This window comes from Oscillibacter sp., assembly GCF_040505565.1.
Classification (GTDB): Bacteria; Bacillota; Clostridia; order Oscillospirales; family Oscillospiraceae; genus Oscillibacter.
On sequence record NZ_JBEUWZ010000022.1, the window covers coordinates 17333 to 37231 of the forward strand.

A 19899-nucleotide genomic window follows, 5' to 3' on the forward strand; every position below is an offset into this window, starting at 1 on the left:
ATTACGAATCAGCTGCTCTACCAACTGAGCTACACCAGCATCTGTGAGAACCGACTGTCTCCGTCGAAGTTCTGTTTGTTAGTTTACCACGATTTTGCGCGTTTGAAAACACCTGACCTTATGAACAACCAGCGACCTGCTGATTACGAATCAGCTGCTCTACCAACTGAGCTACACCAGCATCTGTGAGAACCGACGGTCTCCGTCGAAGTTCTGTTTGTTCGTACAATCAATTGAAAACGATTGTATTCATGTGGGCTTGGGGATTTCATAGGCTGCGTTTGACTGTTGACTGTAAATCAATTGCACCAGGTTGAACTACAACTGTGAGATAGATTCTAACACATTTCCTCGAAAATTTCAACACCCTAATCATAAATCTATAGGGCGGACTGGACACATCGAAACAAGCGGAATAAATTCAAAACCTTAAGTAGGATAACACATTTTTGCGGGAGCGTCAATATAATTCTGCAGGAGAATTTTGTTGGGGGAATTTTCAAAGGCTGAGCGGCTTTCCACAGGAAAGTGTATATTGCAAGAAGAAGCGAATATTACAAATGGTATTTTTGCAGGAAGAGGTGCACGAATAAATCGGCGATTTGACCAGAGTCTCTGACATCACGATAGGGGAGCCGCGTTTACTTCCAAAATTGCTGTTTGACATACGGAAGAGGGTTTGACACAAGTTGAAACGAAAGGCACTGAATAAGAAAATACAATTTACATAAATCATATTATAATTTTCAACTACAAAAAGTTATCCACATTTTCCACAGGGTTTTCAACAGCTGAAAATGCTTTTAAGATTAAAGCATTTATCATAAAATGGCTAAAATTGGATGATCTGCAATAATAGAATAAAATAATTGTAAAGCACCAAAATAGTTTACGTAACACTGTAAAATTTGAAATTTCTGCGCTGATTTCAAAAAAAATTGAATAAGCCATCTAAAATTAATAGAAAAAATATTAAAAATGCAAAATTGCAAGTTGACTCGCTTTACATGGTCTGTTCATAAATTCGTAATATACACTTTTGAGATGTATACTGCAAAATCGACAAAATAGTGTAACCGACGCAAGATTAACAATGAAAAAAGCAGGGACAGTTTTCGACAAGCGGAAACTGTCCCTGGAATAATCAGGTGTCGATGTCGCGGGTGGCGTAGGCGTTCAGATCCATGTCGGCCGTATGGCCGGCGCGGAATTCATAATAGCCCTGCGCGCCGATCATGGCGCCGTTGTCCCCGCAGAGACTCAGCGGCGGCAGGTAAAGCTTGCAGCCCACTTTTTCGCAGGCGGCCTTCAGGTCGGCGCGGATCATGGAGTTTGCGGCCACGCCGCCGGCGGCACACATGGTTTTGTAACCGGTCAGGGCGAGGGCCTTCATGGCACGGGGAACCAGTTCTCTGCTGACAGCGTTGGTGAAGTCCCACGCCAGAGCCGCCCGATCCAGTGGGTGATCGGTTTGCTCCGCATGATGAGCCAGGTTGACCACTGCGGTTTTCAGCCCGGAAAAGCTCATGTCCAGCTCCGCGCTGTCCACATGGGCGTGGGGAAGCGTATATACGCCGCCGTGAGACTGCTGGGCCAGGTCGTCCAGCGGTTTTCCTCCGGGATAGGGAAGACCCAGCACCCGGGCGACCTTATCGAAGCATTCTCCGGCGGCGTCGTCCCGGGTGGCACCCAGAATGCGGAGATCGGTATAATCCCGCACGTCCGCAATCAGTGTATTTCCGCCGGAGATGGCCAGCGCCAAAAACGGCGGCTCTAGTGCTGGAAACGCCAGATAGTTGGCGGCGATATGACCCCGGATATGATGGACGGGGACCAGGGGTTTCCCCCAGGCAAACGCCACGGACTTCGCAAAGCTCAGCCCCACAAGCACCGCGCCGATCAGCCCTGGCGCGTAAGTGACCGCCACCGCGTCGATGTCATCCTTTCCACAGCCCGCGTCCTTCAGCGCCCGCTCCGTCAGGGCCGCTATGGCCTCCACATGCTTTCGGGAGGCAATCTCCGGCACCACACCGCCGTACAGCGCGTGCATGTCCGCCTGAGAGGCGATGGCGTCGGATAAAATGCGCCGTCCGTCCTCTACCACCGCTACGGCGGTCTCGTCGCAGGATGACTCAAAAGCCAGAATTTTCATTCGATCATCTCTTTCTGATGGGATTTTATTGGTCCCATGGTACCAGCGGCATGGGTTTGGCGTCGGCGGGGCAGGGAATGCGCAAGTATCTCGCGTATTTTTCTGCGCCGAAGCGGCTTTCGTAAATAAAGCGGTGCTGACAGATGAGATCCGCTTCGTCCACAGGCCCGTCTGACCAGTAAAAAGTTTTATAGTGGACGCCAAAGGCTTCGGTATCATAGCTGGCCAGCGCTGCATCATTCCGCGTGTAAAAACCCAGCCGCCGTTCCGCCATGACAGGATCCGGGGCCTGCACCGGGTCCTCTGCCTCACCGATGATCGTCCAGCCGGCGTAGATCTCCCGCAGTAGGCTGAGTGTCTTCGCGCCAAATCCACCGCCGCGCCGGGTGGAGGAGACGCACAGGTAATCCAGAAGTACCCACCCGGGCACACCCAGCCACAAAAAGCATGTGCCTATGATTTCTTTACCGTCCAGCAGCACCAGCGGATCATAACATCCGTCGGCAAGCATGTCCGTCATGGCTCGCAGGGGCTTCAGCTCCGCAGCCGGGAAGGAGGGGCGCAGTAAGGCCTCATAGACTGCCTTCAACTCCGTTGGGGTCGCTGTTCTCAGTTCCATAATCAAACTCCAATGTCATAATGAGCGCGTCCTCTCTGGGGTGCTCATAGTAATTTTTTCGCCGTCCGGCGGTGCGGAAGCCATGGTGCCCGTAAAGCACAATAGCTGCTGTGTTGCTGGGGCGAACCTCCAGCGTCAGAAACGACAGGCGGTTTCCCTTGGCAAAGTCAATGAAGACCTGCAAAAGCTGAGAGGCCACACCCTTTTGCCGCTCCTCGGGGCGGACGGCGACGTTGGCGATGTATCCCTCGTCCAGCACGACCTGAAGCCCCGCATAGCCCGCTACGTGACCGTTTTCGTCCAGAGCCGCAAGAAAGGCGGAGCAGGCATTGTCCAACTCCTCTGCCAGCATATTCCGCGACCAGGGCGCGGAGAAGCACACCTTCTCCAGCGCCGCGATCTCATCCAGATGGTCTGCGCTCATGGGGACAATGCGTACCTGTTTTCGTTGTTCCATAGATTTCCTCTTTTCAAAAGCCGTCACCGAATTGATTTTTGTAAAGAATCAGCCTTTGGCATCCAGCCAGTTTTTCCCCCAATGGGCGTCGGCGGTCAGGGGGACGGACAGGCGGGCCACGCCCTCCATCTCATCCGCCAGCAAAGCGGCGGCCCGCTGCGCATCCTCCGCAGGGCACTCCACGATCAGCTCATCGTGGACCTGAAGGACCAGCTTTGCAAGGGGCAGTTCGGATTTCAGCCGCATCCACACCGCGATCATGGCCAGCTTCATGATGTCCGCCGCCGTACCCTGAATGGGCATGTTCAGCGCTACCCGCTCGCCGAAGGAGCGGAGGTTGAAGTTGCTGGAGGTGAGTTCCGGCAGGTCCCGGCGGCGGTGATACAGGGTTTCCACGTATCCGTCCGCCCGGGCTTTTTCCACCACATGATCCATATAGGACCGGACGCCGGGGAAGGTGGCGAAATATGCGTCCATATAGGCCTTCGCCTCTTTTTGACTCACACCGATGTCCTGACTGAGGGAGAAGGCCGAAATGCCGTACACGATGCCGAAATTGACGGCCTTGGCCCGCCGGCGCATCTCATGGGTCACATCCTCCCGGGCCACGCCGAAGACCTTGGAGGCGGTCTGGGCATGAAAGTCGCCGCCGGAGAGGAAGGCGGCGCGCATCCCCTCGTCGCCGGAGATGTGGGCCAGGAGCCGCAGCTCAATTTGAGAGTAGTCCGCGTCCACCAGTACGTTTCCGGGCTCGGGTACAAACATTTTCCGAATCTCACTGCCAAGATCGGTCCGGGTGGGAATATTCTGTAAATTTGGTTCTGTGGAGGAGAGTCGACCGGTGGCGGTGACAGTCATCTGGAAGCTGGTACGGACTCTTCCGTCCGGGTCCAGAGCTTTCAAAAGCCCGTCGGCATAGGTGGATTTCAGCTTGGTGAGCTGGCGGTACTCCAGCACCGCGTCCACGATGGGACTTTCCCACCGCAGCTTTTCCAGTACGTCCGCATTGGTGGACCAGCCGGTTTTCGTCTTCTTTCCATGAGGAAGGCCCAGCCGGTCGAACAGGATCTCGCCCAATTGCTTGGGGGAGTTGATGTTGAACTCGCCGTCGGCCAGCTGGTAAATTTTTGTTTCCAACTCTTTTGCCCTGCGGCTCAGCAATTCTCCGAAATCGGACAGAGCTTTTGCATCCACGCGGCAGCCCGCAAGCTCCATCTCAGCAAGACACCGACACAGCGGCAGCTCGACGGTCTCAAAAAGCTCCCACTGTCCCCGTTCCCGCAGCTTTGGAGCCAGCGCGTCATACAGCGCGTCCACGGCGGTGGCATAGCTGTCAAAGGACGCCTCTGCCGCGGTCCGGTCGCCCAGCAGGGCAAAAGCATCCGGGCTCAGATACAGGGGCTTTGGCAGTTCCTCGTTGAAATAGGAGACAAACAGCCGCCCCAGATCGTAGCTCCCCGCAGTGGCGTCCATCAGATAGGCAGCCAGCGCCGTATCAAACACGAAGCCCTCAGCTGGTAAACCGTTTGCCAGCAGCAAGTGCATCAGGTCCTTCACATTGTGAGATACCTTTTTTATATCCCCGGAGAACAGGGAGGAGAGCAGAATGTTCCAATCTCCCTCGTAGCGGTCAAAAAACAGTTCCGCCATAACGGCGGTATCTTCTTTGGCCTCACAGTACACCGCCACACCGGTCAGGTCCGGCAGCGCCAATAGAGAGATATGGTCGGCGCTGCGCCACAGCTCCAGCAGTTTCTCTGCCTTCGCGGCGTCCGTCACCTGCTCCACCGTGACGGTGGCGGAGGCTTGCTCACTTTCAACGCAGACAGGTCCGTCCTGCCGGAGGCCGAATCGCTCGATGAGTTTGGAGAATTCTAGCTTTAAAAACAGGGAATAAGCCTCCGGCCCAGGGGCTTTCACTGTGTTGGTTCCCGGGTCGAAGTCCAGCGGCGCGTCGGTGACGATGGTGGCCAGCCAATAGGAGTGCCGGGCGGATTCCTCGCCTTCCGTCAGCTTTTTGACGGCGGCGGGCTTTGCCTCGATGTCCGGCAGTTTTTTGTAGATCGCATCGATGCAGCCGTATTTTTGAATCAGGTCCATGGCGGTCTTCTCCCCCACGCCCGGAACGCCGGGAATGTTGTCGGAGCTGTCGCCCATCAGTGCTTTCAGGTCGATCATGTGGATGGGGTCAAAACCGTATTGCTCCCGGAAAGACTCCGGCGTCATATCCTTGGTGGTAGTCTGGCCCATGCGGGTGGAGACCAGCTTCACTTTCGTTTTTTCCGTGATGAGCTGAAGGGAGTCCTTGTCTCCCGTCACCACCACGCAGTCCCAGCCCGCGGCCTCGCACCTGCGGGAGATGGTGCCCAGCCAGTCATCGGCCTCCCAGCCCTCCGCTTCATAGCGAGGGATGTTCAGTGCGTCCAGAACCTCCTTCAGAACCGGTACCTGCATCCGCAGTTCCTCCGGCATGGGCTTTCGGGTGGCCTTGTAGTTCTCATCTGCCTTATGGCGGAAGGTGGGAGCATGAAGGTCGAAGGCGACGCACACAGCGTCGGGTTGCTCCTCGTCCCGCAGGCGCAGGAGTGTGGTCAAAAACCCGTAAATCGCGTGGGTATAGAGACCGTCCCGGATGCTGAGGGGGCGGATGCCGTAATAGGCGCGGTTCAAAATACTGTTGCCGTCGATGGCCATGAGCTTCATAGAGGGGCCTCCGCTCTTTTAAATCTTTTAAATATCATGCACGGTACTTCCTTATATTGTTAAGAATTATAGTATAACGCATTTTCCCTTTTCAAGCAACTGTAATGAAACTGCCGCCGTCGGGGGCAAAGCTGGTTGCCTGACGACGCCTTTTCCTCGTTCCGCAAGTTTCCCCAAATGCCGCAGGAAGAGTCTCCCACATCTCCCTAAAGAGCAGCGAAAAAAGTTTTGCTTGAAATCTCTATATTCCTATGGCAGAATAGGGATAAGAATGGAGGGGTTCCATGAGAATATCCACAAAAGGCCGCTATGCTCTGCGCCTGATGATTGATCTCGCCTGCCGGTCGGGAAGCGCGCCGGTGTCGCTGAAGGATGTGGCGGAGCGACAGGACATTTCGTTGAAATATCTGGAACAGATCGTGGGCCTCCTCAGTAAGGCCGGATATGTTCGCAGTGCCCGCGGTCCGCAGGGCGGCTATCGTCTGGCCCGTGCGCCGGAGAATTACACAGTGGGAGAAATCCTGCGTCTAACGGAGGGCAATCTGGCCCCGGTGGCCTGTCTGGAGGACCCGGAGAACCTTTGCGAGCGATGCAGCCAGTGCGGGACCGTGGATTTCTGGTCGGGGCTGTACACAGTTATCAATCAGTATATCGACCGTTTTACTCTGGCGGATCTGGTGGCCGCTGAGCGGCGTAAAGAGCAAAAATAGAGAATAAAAGCAGCGTGCCGGGAAGAAAGCTCCGGCACGCTGTTTTTCATTGGCATAAGATTAAACGAATTTGATATCCTGCTCCTCCGTGTCAAAGACGGCAACGCAGTGGTTGATAACGGTTTCAATGTTGCGACTTGCGTTACCAATCGTCAGCTTCACGCCGGGGTATACCGTGCCGCATTCCAGACGGCAGTTGTGCAGCTTGTTCAATTCGTTCACCAGCTCTGCTTGGCGGGTCAGCAGAGATTTTCCATGCTCAGCCATCTGGACCAGTTGCTCTTCTGCTGACTGGATCTCCGCACTGGACCGGGCGTCTGGGCGATCCTGGGCCTCCAGCCGCCTTTTCAGATAAGCGGAGCGTTTCGTCAGCTCCGCAGCCTTTTTGCGAATGGAAACCAATTCTTTCTGAATGGACAGCAGATCTTCCCGGATTTTTGGCTGAACGCCCAGAGTGATTTCTGTGAAACGGCCAGACTGGGAGCCAATGCAGGAAGCCTTAATGTGGTTGGCGGCCACCACCTGTCCGCCGATAATAGCGCCCCGACTGCCGATGGCTTGAATAGAATCGCTGCAAAAGATGCAGGAGGTCAGAATATAGTCGGATTCCAGACTTTCCGCATAGACCGTACAGCTTTCCAGATGCTTCGCCCGAACGTGCGTACCGCGGATAACGGCCTGATTGTTACCGGACACACCGTTGGAAATTATAACATCACCACCGGCTTCCACCGTTGCGGCCTCTACCAGCCCGTTGATGGTGATGTTTCCCGTGGCCTTTACTGAAAACTGCTCCCGAACGTCACCCCGAATGGTTACATCCCCGCGGAAATCAATATTTCCGGTGGAATAGTCCACGTCAGAGGTAATATTCAACAAATTATTGACATTAAAAACGCCGCCTCTGAATTCCAAAACCCCGTCAATCGTGGCTAAAAGCGCTGTCTTGTCTTCACTGAGCGCGGTGTTGCTCCCTGCGGGAACCTCGGCGGACTTTACCGGCTTGGGCGGGATTGCGACGCCATCCACCCTGAGTCCGGCAGTACCCTCCACAGGGAGACGAATGTCGCAGATCACCGCATCCTTTGCAATGGCCTGCACGTTGCTCTGCGCGCGATAATCCACAGTACCAGAGTCCACATCACCAATTTTTCGGACAAAATTCCGAAGAAAATGATCCTCTGTCCAGCCATCCTGGCCCTCTGTGGGTGGGGTACCCAAGGCGATGGGGCAGAGACAAAAGTAAGTCCTGTTTGTAAAAGCGGCGAGCAGGGCACTCTGATTGACGCCGGAAGTGACATGGGCACTCCGCAGCAGAGCCTGACCATCTTCCACGGTGAGGTGTTTTCCGTTTCCGCTGGGGGGAAGCAGAAAAAGCCACGCCGTCATGCCGTCTCCGGAGACCAGCACCTGTCCCATTTCATCCACATCCAGAGGCGCGGGGGGCGCGGATTCTGCGGATACTTCGCCGCGCGCCGCATTTTCAGCTCCCGGTTCAGATGTGCTATCCGATTCAGAGGGGGCGGAGACACGCTTGTCCGGCGTCAGTCCGTCGGCAGTCCCGGTCGGGGCTGCGGCTCCCAGCGTCGCCGTCATTTTGGCCTCCAATTTAGCGCGGAACTGGGCGGCACTGGATTCCATGTCTAGCCAGCGCTGAGACAGCGCAGCCAAATCTCTCAAAACCTTATAGAAGCTTGCTTCCAGCGTTTTTGAGGGAAAGTCGCCTTCGCTGCTTTGAGCCTGCAATCGAGGATTCAAGGTTGGCATACCCGGCTGGCCGCACTTATCCCATACCTTTGCCAAGGGATTGCCCATGGGAACGGCAAAGGCATCTGCTTTTTCCGGAGCAGACTCAACCTGCTTTAGAGGTTCGATTGGGATCTGCTCCGGTTCCGGAGCAGTCTGCTCCAGTGATTCCGGTGCGATTGGCTCCGATGGCTGCTCGCCGCCGCCCTTGTCGTGCGCGCCAAATTCAAAAAACTTCATAAATTTTCCAGTGTGGCTTTCCGGCATCTCTCTCACTCCCATTTTCGGTTGTACTTCCAAACCGCATAGGCGGAGGAAAGCACCCGTGTTTTTGTATACTTTAACGAAAGGTTACAAAAACATAAAGCTTTTGTATAATTATACCACAAAATATTACAAAGTCAAATGGAGTGCCATACAAAATAACAGACGGGCCGGAAAATAGGATTCAGTCGCTGTTGGAACGGAGGGGATAGCGGAAAACGCAGTCTCCGGATTTCAGATCGTAATAGCAGAACGCGCCGCTTTGCACGGCGGAGCAAAGACCGTTCCAGAGGAGGGGCTGATAGAGTGTTGCGGATTCGTCTGACAAGGAGAGAAGAGAATGCTTATCTGCGTCCAGAATATTCAGCTTGGAGCGATTGAACTCATTGCCGCTGTAGTCATGGCTGTAATAGTAGAGCGTCCCGGTAACGGGGTCCACCAGTGGGCTGTACCCGCCGGAATCGCTCCCACCGCCCTCCGGCCACTGGTCGGAAAAGCCCTGAGGCGGGTCCGGACTGAGGGTGCCGTCGGCGATGTTCAAATAACAGAACGTGCGCGAGTCCTCGATCGTGTCGTCGAAGCCTACCACGTAGAGAACGCCGTCTTTTGCGGACAGTCGGGGATCGCTTTCCTCTCCGAAGTTAAGGGAGGTGGAGCCTTTCAAATAAGGCGTGAAGACGGAGCCGGGGAAATAAGCGGCGGTTTTTCCGGTGCTGTCCAGCACGGTAACGGAATTGTCCGGCTCAACCACCGCCAGATGGGTACTGTCCACGAATATGGTTCCGGCGATCCCGAAATCCCGAACCCAGCGGCCGTCCGGGGCTGCCACCGTGCAGAGAAATTCCCCGGCCTGAGACATCATTCCGTTGCCTGTCCCGCCGTCGGGGTCGCCTTTTTGCAAGATCAGGAAGGGCGCGGAGACCGGCAGACTTCCGGAATAGTCCGTGCTCGCGCAGATGTCAGCGTATACCGGTTCCGTGACCACCCGCCCGTCGGCAGTGACCAGGCCGAACAGCGGAAGGCGGTCTGTGATGTAATCGCTGACGGCGGATTCCGCGCCCAGATAGGGGAGCAGGAGACCGTAATCGCCCCGGGCGGTGAGCGCGTCTCCCTGATAGGGTTTGAAATTACTGTACAGCGCTTTCACCGTGTCCGGCTCATAGGGCGTCAGCTTGGACCAGTCTGTATACACAGGAGAGACGGTCTGCGGTTCCGGGTTTTTTGCCGGGGCGGAAGAGGACGACGCTCCGCAGCCTGCCAGCAGGACCGGGGCCAGCAGGCACCCGATAATTTTAGCCCGGTTCATTTCTGCGCCCCCTCCTCCACGGCGGAGACAGAGACGTAACCCTCCTGAGCAACCAGCTTCTGCCCCTCGTCGGAGAGAATCCAGTCGTACAGGACTTGCGTGGCCTCTGTGGGCTGCGCAGAGCAGACCACGTAGTAATTGTTCAAAAACGGATAACTGCCGCTGCGAATCGTATCCGTGCTGGGTTCCACGCCGTCCACGGCCAGAATTTTCAGCCCGTCGGCCATCTTCATGTCGTTGGCGTAATAGTATACCGTGTAGCCGATGGCGGAGGCGGAGTCATTATAGGCAGAGACGGCTTTGATCAGGTCGCCCATCTCGCCGCGGACATAATCCGCCGGAGCGTCCATCATGGGCAGGTCGCCCATAACCAGCTTTTTCATGGCGGTCTGACTTCCGGCCTCCTCATTGCGCTGGAAGGGGACAATATCCAGATCATCGCCGCCCACCTCGGACCAGTTGGTGATCTCACCGGTATAGATTTTCTGAATCTGTTCGGTAGTGAGACTATCCACCGGGTTATCCGCGTTCACCACGAACACCAGCGCGTCGATGGCAAACGGGTCCATCTGCCACTGGAATTTTTGCTCCTTCTTTTCCTGCCGGATAATTTCCGCCGGCTCCGCGGCGATCAACAGGTCCACGTTGCCCGTCATGAGCTGGCGGTAAGACTGGGTGGTCTTGGAAAACTGAACCAGATCGCTGACGTCTTCCCGGCTTTCACCCAGAAGGACGCTGGCGATGGCCTGTCCCAGAGGAACGGTAGAGGTGGAGCCGTCTATGTGAGGGAAATTCTCCCGTGTAAAGACGAACTGTCCCTCCTGGGGCGTGGGGGCAGCGGACGCGGCGGACGCGGCGGAAGATGAGGCGGACGAGGCTGCGGGCGGCGCTCCGCAGGCGCTGAGGGTCAGGACCGCCGCAAATAAGAGTGGAGAGACAAGACGCTTTTTCATGATAAAACTCCTTTCACTTATCCGAAAGCGGTTACGCACCGCTTCCTGCGCTGTGCCGGATTTCTTTCAAAACTGGTAGAATCGAAATGGACAATGATTGCTTAGCTGCGGCTCATCGCTGCCTTTGCAGGAGGCGAAAAGGCCGCGCCGCAGGACGCGGCACGGCCTCTATTCAGACGTCTGCGCACAAAGAGCAGATACACGATGGAACAGCCGCTATACGGCCATTGTATCGAAAGCAATCAAGAAAATAGGAAATAAACGGAAACAAATTCTATCAATTTGGTGACGGATCTTCCAACAAATGCATCACCGAGACCTCATAGGCAGTCCTCTGCTGGGGTATGCCGTCCACCACTTTGGTGTAGACCCGGCTTTGAAACCGACCCTCAATCCCCAGAATATCCCCGACTTTTTTGCGGCTGACAGTCTGGGCGAGCTGACCCCAGATTATGACGGGCAGATAGTCTGCCCGGCCGTATCTTCGACCCACCGCCAGCATCACGTCGCAGATGCTGCGCCCCAGAGGTGTCCGGCGGAGGATAGGAGGCTTGCACAGCGACCCCTTCAGAATGATACGGTTTACCGGATCGCCGTCCCAGAGTTCAAACGTCATGGCGTAAACCGTAAGTACCAGACGGCTCCCGCAGCCGCTCTTGTTGTTAAAGGAACGGAGCTGGCCCATTACCCGCAGCCGCGCACCCTCCTTTACCATCGGCGGAAGGGGAGCGTGCAGGAGAATGAGGAGCGTGTCCGACTGTCCGGAAAGACGCTCCACATATAGGGGGACACTGTAAAATTTGACGCCGTGATTTTCGTGGGAGAAGCTGGGCGGGGCGGAAATCACACCGCACAGTTCCACTTCATTTCTGCTTTGTTCCATGCCGTACACCTCTGTCAGTAAAGATGGCAGAATAGCGGCAGGCGCAGCAAAACATGCGGCACACGGTCTGCGTGTGGCTTTGATTTGCAAAATGCCGATACCCATATTCCACCGCAGAAAAACCGGCGTCGCCGGTTCTCCGCCGCAGTTGCGGCGGGCAGACGCAAGCGTCTGCATCTGTGGTACAGACTATGAGGGGCCTGTCTGAAATAGACCGGACAATTTTGCTTTTCAAACCCGGGAATCCGTGTATAATAAAAGCAAATGAAAGAAAAGGGAGAAATGCCCAATGGCAAATCTGATGGATTATCTGGACTGGCGGGGAGACCTGACTTTTTTGCAGGCCCCCTTCAACGAGGTCGATAACCTGATTTTGGCGGAGCTGGCTTTCGTGGACCTCCACGGCATCGTTCCCGCTATCGACAAAGGAGAGGGGGTAACTCTGAGGGACGCGGCGGCGCGGTATTTTGCCGATGGACGGGGCAAGGTGCTGGAGAGCAGTGTTCTGGTGCCGGCACTGATTCCAGACATGCTGGAAAAGATGTGTGCCTCCGCCCGGTTTGGCGATTTGCTTTTGAACTGCTATGAGGAGCTTCTGGACGAGGCTCATGCGGAGCAGTTCGCCGCCATTGCCGTGGAACTGCCGGGGCGTAGTGCTTACATTTCCTTCCGAGGAACGGATGACACGCTGGTGGGCTGGAAGGAGGACTTTGACATGGCCTTGCTGGACACGGTGCCCTCTCAGCTGCGGGCGGCGGACTATGTACAGCGCGCGGCGAGGCGGTATAAGGGCTGGAAGCTGTATCTGGGCGGACACTCCAAGGGCGGAAATCTGGCGGTGTACAGTGCCGTCAACTGCGGAAAGGCTGTTCAAAATCGCATCGTCGCCATTTACAACAACGACGGTCCCGGTTTTCGAAAGACGCTCATGAGTCGGGAGGAGCATAGACGGGTGGCGGACCGGATTCTTACGATCTTGCCAAAGTCCTCCGTGGTGGGGCTGCTGATGGAGCACGAGGAGGATTTTATCGTGGTGGACTCCACCCAGGTGGGGGTACTGCAGCACGACGGGTTTTCCTGGTGTGTCCGGGGACCGGAGTTTGTGCGGATGGATGATCTGACTGGCGTGGAGACGAATGATAAGGCGCTGAAGGAGTGGGTGAACAGCCTCGATCAGGAGCAGAGGGAAAAGTTTTCCGACGCGCTGTTCACGGTGCTGTCCGCCTCCGGTGCGACCACGCTTGCGGAGATGCGATCTCAGGGGACCAAGTCCGCCGCCGCCATGCTGAAGGTCATGGTGGGACTGGACAAAGAGACCCGCGCGGCGCTGAATTACGCCATCGGCGTGCTGTTTATCAAAAGCGGCGCCCAGTCCCTGCTGGACGACTGGAAACGGGAGAGCCAGCGCCGCCGAAAGAAGAGGGAGGAACGGAAGGAGAGCCGGGGCGAATAGGACGGAGAAGAGCACAAGAAACCCGGCGGGGACTTAAGTCCCCGCCGGGTTAACGCTTTGCATTTTAGAATTACCGCTCTTCGCGGAAGTAGGGAAGGCCCAGAGATGCGGGCGGCTGGTCTTCCTTCTTATTGCGCATGGAAACCGCCACCAGTACGACCAAGGTCACGATATAGGGCAGCATTTTGAACAGTTCCTGAGAACTGCGGTTCAAACCGGGAATGTAGAAATACATCCAGAACAGCAGACCGAACAGGTAAGAGCCCCAAATGGCGTGGAGGGGCTTCCAGGTGGCAAAAATGACCAGAGCCACAGCCAGCCAGCCCAGAGACTCGACTCCACCGTCATTTGCCCAGGTGCCTTTCGTGTAATCCATCACATAGTAAAGACCGCCAAGGCCCGAGATGCCTGCACCGATGCAGGTGGCCAGATACTTGTTGCGCGTGACGTTGATGCCCGCGGCGTCGGCAGTGCCGGGATTCTCACCCACGGCCCTCAGGTTCAGGCCCCTCCGGGACCTGCTCATGAAGAAATGCAACGCCACCGCAATGATGATCGCCGTATAGGCGAGAAAGCCGTAAGAAAAGAACAACTTGCCCACAGTTCCCAGCCCCGACAGGGGAGTGGAGGACCGGAAAGCGGAGGAGGTGGCGGCCACGGAGATCTGTCCCACGCCGCCGGCCAGCTTGTTCAGGCTTCCGCCGAAGAAGTTGGCGACACCGCCGCCGAAGATCGTCAGTGTCAGGCCGGTGACGTTTTGGTTTGCCCGGAGGGAGATGGTCAGAAAGCTGAAAATCAACCCGCCCAGCGCCGCCGCGCCAAAGGCGCACACCAGCGAGATTACAAGCCCCACCATCGGAGAGGGGGTGGGTGTGGACGCCTCATAGAAGAACGCACCGATCAGGCCCGCAATGCCGCCCAGATACATAATACCGGGGACACCCAGATTCAGGTTGCCGGACCTTTCCGTCAGGATTTCGCCGAGAGCGCCGAACATGATGACCGAGCCGAACATGATGGCGGCCTGGAACAGGGAAACAAATTGTGTCATACGTCCACCCTCCCTCAGCCGTGCTTACGGCGGAAGCTGACCTTGTAGTTGATGAAGAACTCGCTGCCTAAGATGCAGAACAGCAAGATGCCGGTAATAATGTGGGAGACGAAGTTATTCAGGTTGTACCGGGAGGCAATCTCCACGGCGCCTTTTTCCAGGAACATCAGCAGGAAGGAGAATAAGATCATCACGAAGGTGTTGAATTTCGCCAGCCATGCCACGATGATGGCTGTGAATCCCCGGCCTCCGGCGGTGTCGACGGAGATGGTGTGAGACGAGCCGGAAACGGCTAAGAATCCCGCGATGCCGCAGATGGCGCCGGAGAGGAACATGGTGCGGATGTAAACCTTCTTGACGTTGATACCGGCGTACCGTGCCGTGTTCTCGCTGTCGCCCACCACGGAGATCTCATAGCCCTGCTTGGAGTATTTGAGGTAAATGTACATGAGCACAGCCAATGCCAGCACGATGACGACGTTCAGGGTGTACGCCTGCCCGAAAACACTGGGAATCCAGCCTGCCTGGGAGGTCTGGTTAATGATCCCCACGGAGTTGGACCCCACGGGGTTCTCCCATTTGGACACGGCGTAGCTGGTCAGCTGGATAGCGACGTAGTTCATCATCAGGGTGAACAGCGTTTCGTTGGTGCCCCAGCGGGCCTTGAACACGCCGGGAATCAGACCCCAGACACCGCCCGCGATTGCGGAGACGATCACCATGATTACCAACAGCGCCAGCGTGGGGATAGAACCGCCCAGATAAATCATGCAGGCCGCGGTGGCGATGCCGCCCACCAAGATCTGCCCCTCCGCGCCGATGTTCCAAAATCGCATTTTAAAGGCCGGGGCCAGACCCACGGCGACGCAGAGCATCATCATGGCGTCCCGGATGGTGACCCACGCCCGGCGAGAGGTACCGAACGCGCCCTCAAACATGGCGCCGTATACCTTCAGGGGGCTGAGATGAACGATGGAGAAAATGACGAGTCCGGAGATCACCAGCGCTAATAGCAGCGCCGTGCCGCGGATGGTCCAGGCCTTGCCCCTGGATATACCGACTCGTTTGGAGACGTGGATGAGGGGCTCTCTGTGTTCAGTTACGGGACTGCTCATAGGTCTGCCCCTCCTTCCTGAACTGGGTCATCAAAAGACCGATGCCCTCTTTCGTGGCTTCCTCCCGGGGAACAATGCCGCTGACCTGACCGCCGCAGAGGACCAGAATCCGGTCGCACAGCTCCAGCAGGACGTCCAGATCCTCGCCGACATAGATCACGGCGACGCCCTTGAGCTTTTGCTCGGTCATGAGATTGTAAATTGTATAGGAGGTGTTGATGTCAAGCCCCCGGACGGCGTAGGCGCTCATGAGTACCGTGGGGTCCATGGCAATCTCACGGCCGACCAGCACCTTCTGCACGTTGCCGCCGGATAGCTTTCTTACCGGAGTGTTGACGCTGGGCGTGACGACCTCCAGCTCTTTTACAACCGTTTCTGCCAGCTTTCTTGGCTTTTTCCGGTCGGCAAAAACGCCTCGGCCAGAAAGGTAGCTGCGCAGGAGCATGTTGTCCGTCAAATCCATGTTGGCGACAAGCCCCATGCCCAGCCGATCCTCCGGAACAAAGGACAGAGCCACGCCCATTTTTGAGATGTCCAGCGGATTTTTGCCAATCAGCTCGTGGACATGCTTCTGATTCTCCGAATTGTCCGAGGGGGCATCCGGATTCCACTGTTCGTCCCTATAGAAAATATGGCTGCCCGGCTCGCAGACCTGAAGGCCCGCAATGGCCTCCAGCAGCTGCTTCTGGCCGGAGCCGGAAATGCCCGCGATGCCCAGAATCTCGCCGCCGCGGGCGGTAAAGCTCACGTCGCTGAGACGGGGGACTCCATCTTTATCCTTCACGGTCAGATGTTGAATCTCAATACGCTCCGTTACTTTTTCCGCTTTGGGACAATCGATGTTTAACGCCACGGCCCGTCCGACCATCATGTCGGTGAGCTTCTGGGGGTCCGTTTCACTGGTCTTCACGTCTCCGATGTACTTGCCTTTTCGCAGTACGGCCACCCGGTCGGATACATCCATAACCTCGTGCAGCTTGTGGGTGATGATGACCAAAGCCTTGCCGTCTGCCTTCATGTTCCGCATGACCGCGAACAATTTGTCGGTCTCCTGCGGCGTCAGGACGGCGGTGGGTTCATCCAGAATCAAGATATTCGCACCCCGGTAAAGGACTTTTACGATCTCCACCGTCTGCTTCTGAGACACGGTCATATCATAGACCTTCTGATTGGGGTCAATGTCGAAGCCGTATCGGTCAGCGATCTCCTTGACCTTTAACGCGATGTTCCTGCGGTCCAGCTTTCCGTCCTCGTTCAGTCCCAGAACAATATTTTCTGCGGCGGAGAACACGTCCACCAGCTTGAAATGCTGATGGATCATGCCGATGCCCAGATCGAACGCATCCTTGGGGGAGCGAATGGTCACGGCCTTTCCGTTTACATAAATCTGCCCCTCATCGGGGTAATAGATGCCGGAGAGCATATTCATCAGCGTGGTCTTACCACTGCCGTTCTCCCCCAAAAGAGAGAGAATCTCTCCGCACTGAAGATCAAGATCCACCTCGTCGTTGGCGACGACATCGCCAAACCGCTTGGTAACCCGCTTCATCGAGACTGCGCAGGCTGTTTCCAAGAAAGACCATCCTTTCCTGCCAAAAGTGGCTTCAATAATGGGCAACACAGGGACAATGCCGGATGGGTTGACCGACTCCTGTGCGATAACATCAGTATAGCATGGTTTTCGCGCCTTGTAAATCGTTAATTGCTAAAAAAATGTTAGAATTGAATATTATTTTTTAGGAAAAACAAAAATAATTGTATGAAGCGTCTAAAACACTGGCCCCTTTTTGGAAGTGTGGGCGGCAGCTTCCGTGCCAGCAACGCCTTAAAAAATCACGGTGCAAACAGAAACGTTTCCCCGCCGCGAAATGCACGGCGGGGAAACGTTTTGCGTTATAAGCGACCGCCTCTTCCATTAAAATGACTGCATTTTAATGGAAAATTGGCAATTTGCAGGCAGTTAGTTCAGTTCGGTGATACCGTCGATCCGCAGAGAGAAGGACGGAGCAGACTGGAAGTACGACTCGTGATAGTAACCGTCGATAATGGCCTCATCCGCGTCATTGGTAAAGTCGCCGTTGGTGTCGGTGGCAAAGGCGTTGGTAACAGGCTTACCGCCCATGGTGAAGGTGGAGGTGTCGAACACATGCAGTGAGCCGTCCTTGATGGCTGAGACAGCCGTGTCAACGGCATCCTGTGTGCCGGCGGCGCAGGCGGAACCCAGCGGGGTAAGCATGACGCCGTTTTCGGCGTAACCGTTGCAGTAATCGGACTTCAGAGTGCCACCGTCCATTGCGGTCTTGATGATCTCCTCGTAGGCGACCTCCCAGTTGTTCTGGGGAGAGGTCAGAGCCACGTCGGGAGCGACGGACAGCATATCCACATTGTAACCCACGGAGAAGACGTTGGCATTGCCCTTGTCATGGGCGGCCTGGACAGCGGAGGGAGCGCCGGTGGAGTCGGCGTGCTGGCCGATGATGACGCAGCCGCGGCTGATCAGAGAGTTTGCGGCCTCGCCCTCGGCAGTGATGTCAAACCAGGAGTTGGTGTAGGTCACGTCCATATGTGCGGTGGGGACAATGGAGCGGATGCCCAGGAAGAACGCGGTGTAGCCGGAAACCACTTCCGCATAGGGATAGGCACCCACGTAGCCGATGTACGGATCGGTGACGGAGCCGGAATCCATCATTTCTTTCAGCTTCATGCCGGCCACGATACCGGAGACATAGCGGGCCTCATAGATATTGTCGAAGAAGTTGCAGAAATTGGTGAGCCCTGCGGTCTTGGCATGAGTACCGGTGGCATGGGCAAAGTAAATGTTGGGATACTCCTTGGCGGCCTGCATGATATAAGTCTCATGACCGAAGGAGTTGGCGAAGATGATATTGCAGCCCTGTTCCGCCAGATCCACGGCGGCGTCGTAGCAGGACTGATCCTCTTTGACAGAATATTTGTAGATCAGATTCTTGGTGGTATCGATGCCCAGCGCCTTGCAGGCGGCCTCAATACCCTGCATGTGTGCGTAGGTGTAGCCCTCGTTTTCATCGCCGACCAAAATTGCGCCAACCTTGAAATCGCTTTTGCTGGAGGTGTCGCTGCCGGAAGTGGAAGCCGAGGGAGTGCTGGAGCCGCTGGAACTGCCAGAGTTGCCGCAGGCGGCCAGGCTCAGGACCATGACAGCTGACAGCAGCAGTGCAAGAAACTTCTTCATTCTGTTATCCTCCTTAAAATGTTTGAAGACCAAAAAGGGGATGATTTCCCCATAGCCTTTATCATACAGGGTTGACCTTTGAATTTCAATCCAAATTTTAGACTTTTTTTAGATTTCACAAATTTATGACCGTCTGCACAAAAAAAGTGGATAAAAAAGCAACAAAGCGGTCGTGCAAGATAAAGAGTTACATAAGACGGGAGCCGTCTTAAAAGAATCAGCTTACTGCCGGATGGCGGTGCCGGTCTTTCCGGCAATACCGTCCCTGGCTTTTTCCAGAAGGGTGATGAGGGCTGTCCGGCCCTTCTTGGATTCCGCAAATTTAACGGCGGCCTGGACCTTGGGCAGCATACTGCCGGGGGCGAACTGCCCCTCCTGCTCGTACTGCCCAGCTTCGGCGGGTGTCATGGTATCCAGCCATGTCTGGTCGGGCTTTCCAAAATTGACAGCCACCTTCTCAACGGCGGTGAGGATGATGAGGCTGTCTGCGTCCAGCTCCTCCGCCAGAAGCTCCGAAGCGAAGTCCTTGTCGATGACCGCGCCCGCGCCCCGCAGGTGATTGCCCTCGCGTATGACGGGGATGCCGCCGCCGCCGCAGGCCACCACGATCTGTCCCGCATCCGCCATAGCGCGGATGGTCTCGATTTCAATGATGGACACAGGACTGGGGGACGCGACACAGCGCCTCCATCCCCGGCCCGCATCCTCCATAACAGCGTTACCCCGGCGGCGCATTTCCTCCGCCTCCGCTTCGGTCATAAAAGTGCCAATGGGCTTTGAAGGGCGTTGGAAGGCGGGGTCGTTTTTGTCCACCTCCACCTGGGTCAGAACGGTGGCCACGGGCTTGTGGAGCCCCCGGTTCAACAGTTCCTCACGAAGGGAGTTCTGAAGATCATAACCGATGTAACCCTGACTCATGGCGGTGCAAACCGACATGGGGGCCATGGGATGAGTGGGGTCTTCCCGGGACAGGGTGGTCATGGCGACGTTGATCATGCCAACCTGGGGGCCGTTGCCGTGGGCGATGACAACCTGATGCCCCTCTTCAATCAGGTCGACAATGGCTTTTGCCGTCTGCTTCACGGCGATCATCTGCTCCGGCAGGTTTTTGCCCAGCGCGTTCCCGCCCAGAGCAATCACAATTTTTTTCGGCATGAGATTACACCTCAAACAAAAATGGTAGCGGCGGATTAGCCGCAATACGCACGGACAATACTCCCACGCGCCCGGCGAATGGCCGGAACCGGCTCTCAGTCCGGTGGGGAATATCAGGATC

The 19899-nt window shown here is 56.0% G+C and carries 16 protein-coding genes; 3 read left to right on the plus strand and 13 right to left on the minus strand.

Features of this window, described 5'->3' with window-relative positions; all coding sequences use genetic code 11:
• Positions 1 to 189, plus strand: a 189-nt coding sequence (locus ABWQ15_RS11265; RefSeq protein ID WP_353908872.1) for a hypothetical protein, incomplete at its 5' end; no start/stop codon positions are given.
• A 955-nt stretch (positions 190 to 1144) separates the two neighbouring features.
• Here the strand turns inward: ABWQ15_RS11265 and tsaD are convergent.
• Genes tsaD through polA form a run of 4 tightly spaced genes read right to left on the minus strand, consistent with a single transcriptional unit; the run spans position 1145 to position 5931 of the window.
• Positions 1145 to 2152: a tRNA (adenosine(37)-N6)-threonylcarbamoyltransferase complex transferase subunit TsaD gene (gene tsaD / locus ABWQ15_RS11270; protein WP_353908873.1), complete on the minus strand. Its 1008-nt coding sequence runs from the start codon at positions 2150 to 2152 to the stop codon at positions 1145 to 1147.
• 25 nt (positions 2153 to 2177) lie between these two features.
• Positions 2178 to 2771 carry a GNAT family N-acetyltransferase gene (locus tag ABWQ15_RS11275; RefSeq protein WP_353908874.1) on the minus strand — a complete coding sequence of 198 codons (594 nt, stop codon included), beginning with the start codon at positions 2769 to 2771 and terminating at the stop codon, positions 2178 to 2180.
• Positions 2725 to 3228 (minus strand): ribosomal protein S18-alanine N-acetyltransferase, encoded by a 504-nt coding sequence (gene rimI / locus ABWQ15_RS11280; protein ID WP_353908875.1) that lies wholly within the window; start codon positions 3226 to 3228, stop codon positions 2725 to 2727. The genes ABWQ15_RS11275 and rimI overlap by 47 nt, the downstream gene beginning before the upstream one ends.
• 48 nt (positions 3229 to 3276) lie before the next feature.
• The gene (polA, locus tag ABWQ15_RS11285) at positions 3277 to 5931 is read right to left on the minus strand and encodes a DNA polymerase I (RefSeq protein ID WP_353908876.1); all 2655 of its coding nucleotides are present in this window, start codon (positions 5929 to 5931) and stop codon (positions 3277 to 3279) included.
• A 284-nt stretch (positions 5932 to 6215) separates the two neighbouring features.
• Here polA and ABWQ15_RS11290 point away from each other — a divergent pair, with 284 nt between their 5' ends.
• A complete protein-coding gene (locus tag ABWQ15_RS11290) occupies positions 6216 to 6641 on the plus strand; it encodes an RrF2 family transcriptional regulator (RefSeq protein ID WP_353908877.1) in 426 nt (141 codons plus the stop codon).
• Positions 6642 to 6701: 60 nt separating this feature from the next.
• Here the strand turns inward: ABWQ15_RS11290 and ABWQ15_RS11295 are convergent, their stop codons facing one another.
• The 4 genes from ABWQ15_RS11295 to ABWQ15_RS11310 form a co-directional block, all read right to left on the minus strand.
• On the minus strand, positions 6702 to 8627 hold the full coding sequence (locus ABWQ15_RS11295) for a FapA family protein (protein WP_353908878.1): 1926 nt from the start codon (positions 8625 to 8627) through the stop codon (positions 6702 to 6704).
• A gap of 208 nt (positions 8628 to 8835) precedes the next feature.
• On the minus strand, positions 8836 to 9957 hold the full coding sequence (locus ABWQ15_RS11300; protein ID WP_353908879.1) for a hypothetical protein: 1122 nt from the start codon (positions 9955 to 9957) through the stop codon (positions 8836 to 8838).
• The gene (locus tag ABWQ15_RS11305; protein WP_353908880.1) at positions 9954 to 10910 is read right to left on the minus strand and encodes a PstS family phosphate ABC transporter substrate-binding protein; all 957 of its coding nucleotides are present in this window, start codon (positions 10908 to 10910) and stop codon (positions 9954 to 9956) included. Before ABWQ15_RS11305 ends, ABWQ15_RS11300 begins: the two co-directional genes overlap by 4 nt.
• Before the next feature lie 277 nt (positions 10911 to 11187).
• Positions 11188 to 11793: a single-stranded DNA-binding protein gene (locus ABWQ15_RS11310; protein WP_353908881.1), complete on the minus strand. Its 606-nt coding sequence runs from the start codon at positions 11791 to 11793 to the stop codon at positions 11188 to 11190.
• Positions 11794 to 12082: 289 nt separating this feature from the next.
• On the opposite strand from ABWQ15_RS11310, the gene ABWQ15_RS11315 reads away from it, so the two are divergent.
• Positions 12083 to 13246: an Mbeg1-like protein gene (locus tag ABWQ15_RS11315; RefSeq protein WP_353908882.1), complete on the plus strand. Its 1164-nt coding sequence runs from the start codon at positions 12083 to 12085 to the stop codon at positions 13244 to 13246.
• A gap of 70 nt (positions 13247 to 13316) precedes the next feature.
• Here ABWQ15_RS11315 and ABWQ15_RS11320 read toward each other — a convergent pair whose 3' ends face one another.
• The 5 genes from ABWQ15_RS11320 to arcC all read right to left on the minus strand — a co-directional run bounded on the left by ABWQ15_RS11320 (position 13317) and on the right by arcC (position 19778).
• Positions 13317 to 14297 (minus strand): ABC transporter permease, encoded by a 981-nt coding sequence (locus tag ABWQ15_RS11320; RefSeq protein WP_353908883.1) that lies wholly within the window; start codon positions 14295 to 14297, stop codon positions 13317 to 13319.
• A gap of 14 nt (positions 14298 to 14311) precedes the next feature.
• Positions 14312 to 15412: an ABC transporter permease gene (locus ABWQ15_RS11325; protein ID WP_353908884.1), complete on the minus strand. Its 1101-nt coding sequence runs from the start codon at positions 15410 to 15412 to the stop codon at positions 14312 to 14314.
• Complete coding sequence (locus ABWQ15_RS11330) at positions 15393 to 16985, minus strand: ABC transporter ATP-binding protein (RefSeq protein ID WP_353908885.1); 1593 nt, start codon at positions 16983 to 16985, stop codon at positions 15393 to 15395. Before ABWQ15_RS11330 ends, ABWQ15_RS11325 begins: the two co-directional genes overlap by 20 nt.
• Before the next feature lie 387 nt (positions 16986 to 17372).
• Positions 17373 to 18623 carry a BMP family ABC transporter substrate-binding protein gene (locus tag ABWQ15_RS11335; protein ID WP_353908886.1) on the minus strand — a complete coding sequence of 417 codons (1251 nt, stop codon included), beginning with the start codon at positions 18621 to 18623 and terminating at the stop codon, positions 17373 to 17375.
• 222 nt (positions 18624 to 18845) lie between these two features.
• Entirely contained in the window at positions 18846 to 19778 is a 933-nt protein-coding gene (gene arcC / locus ABWQ15_RS11340; protein ID WP_353908887.1) for a carbamate kinase, read from the minus strand.
• Positions 19779 to 19899: the final 121 nt, after the last annotated feature.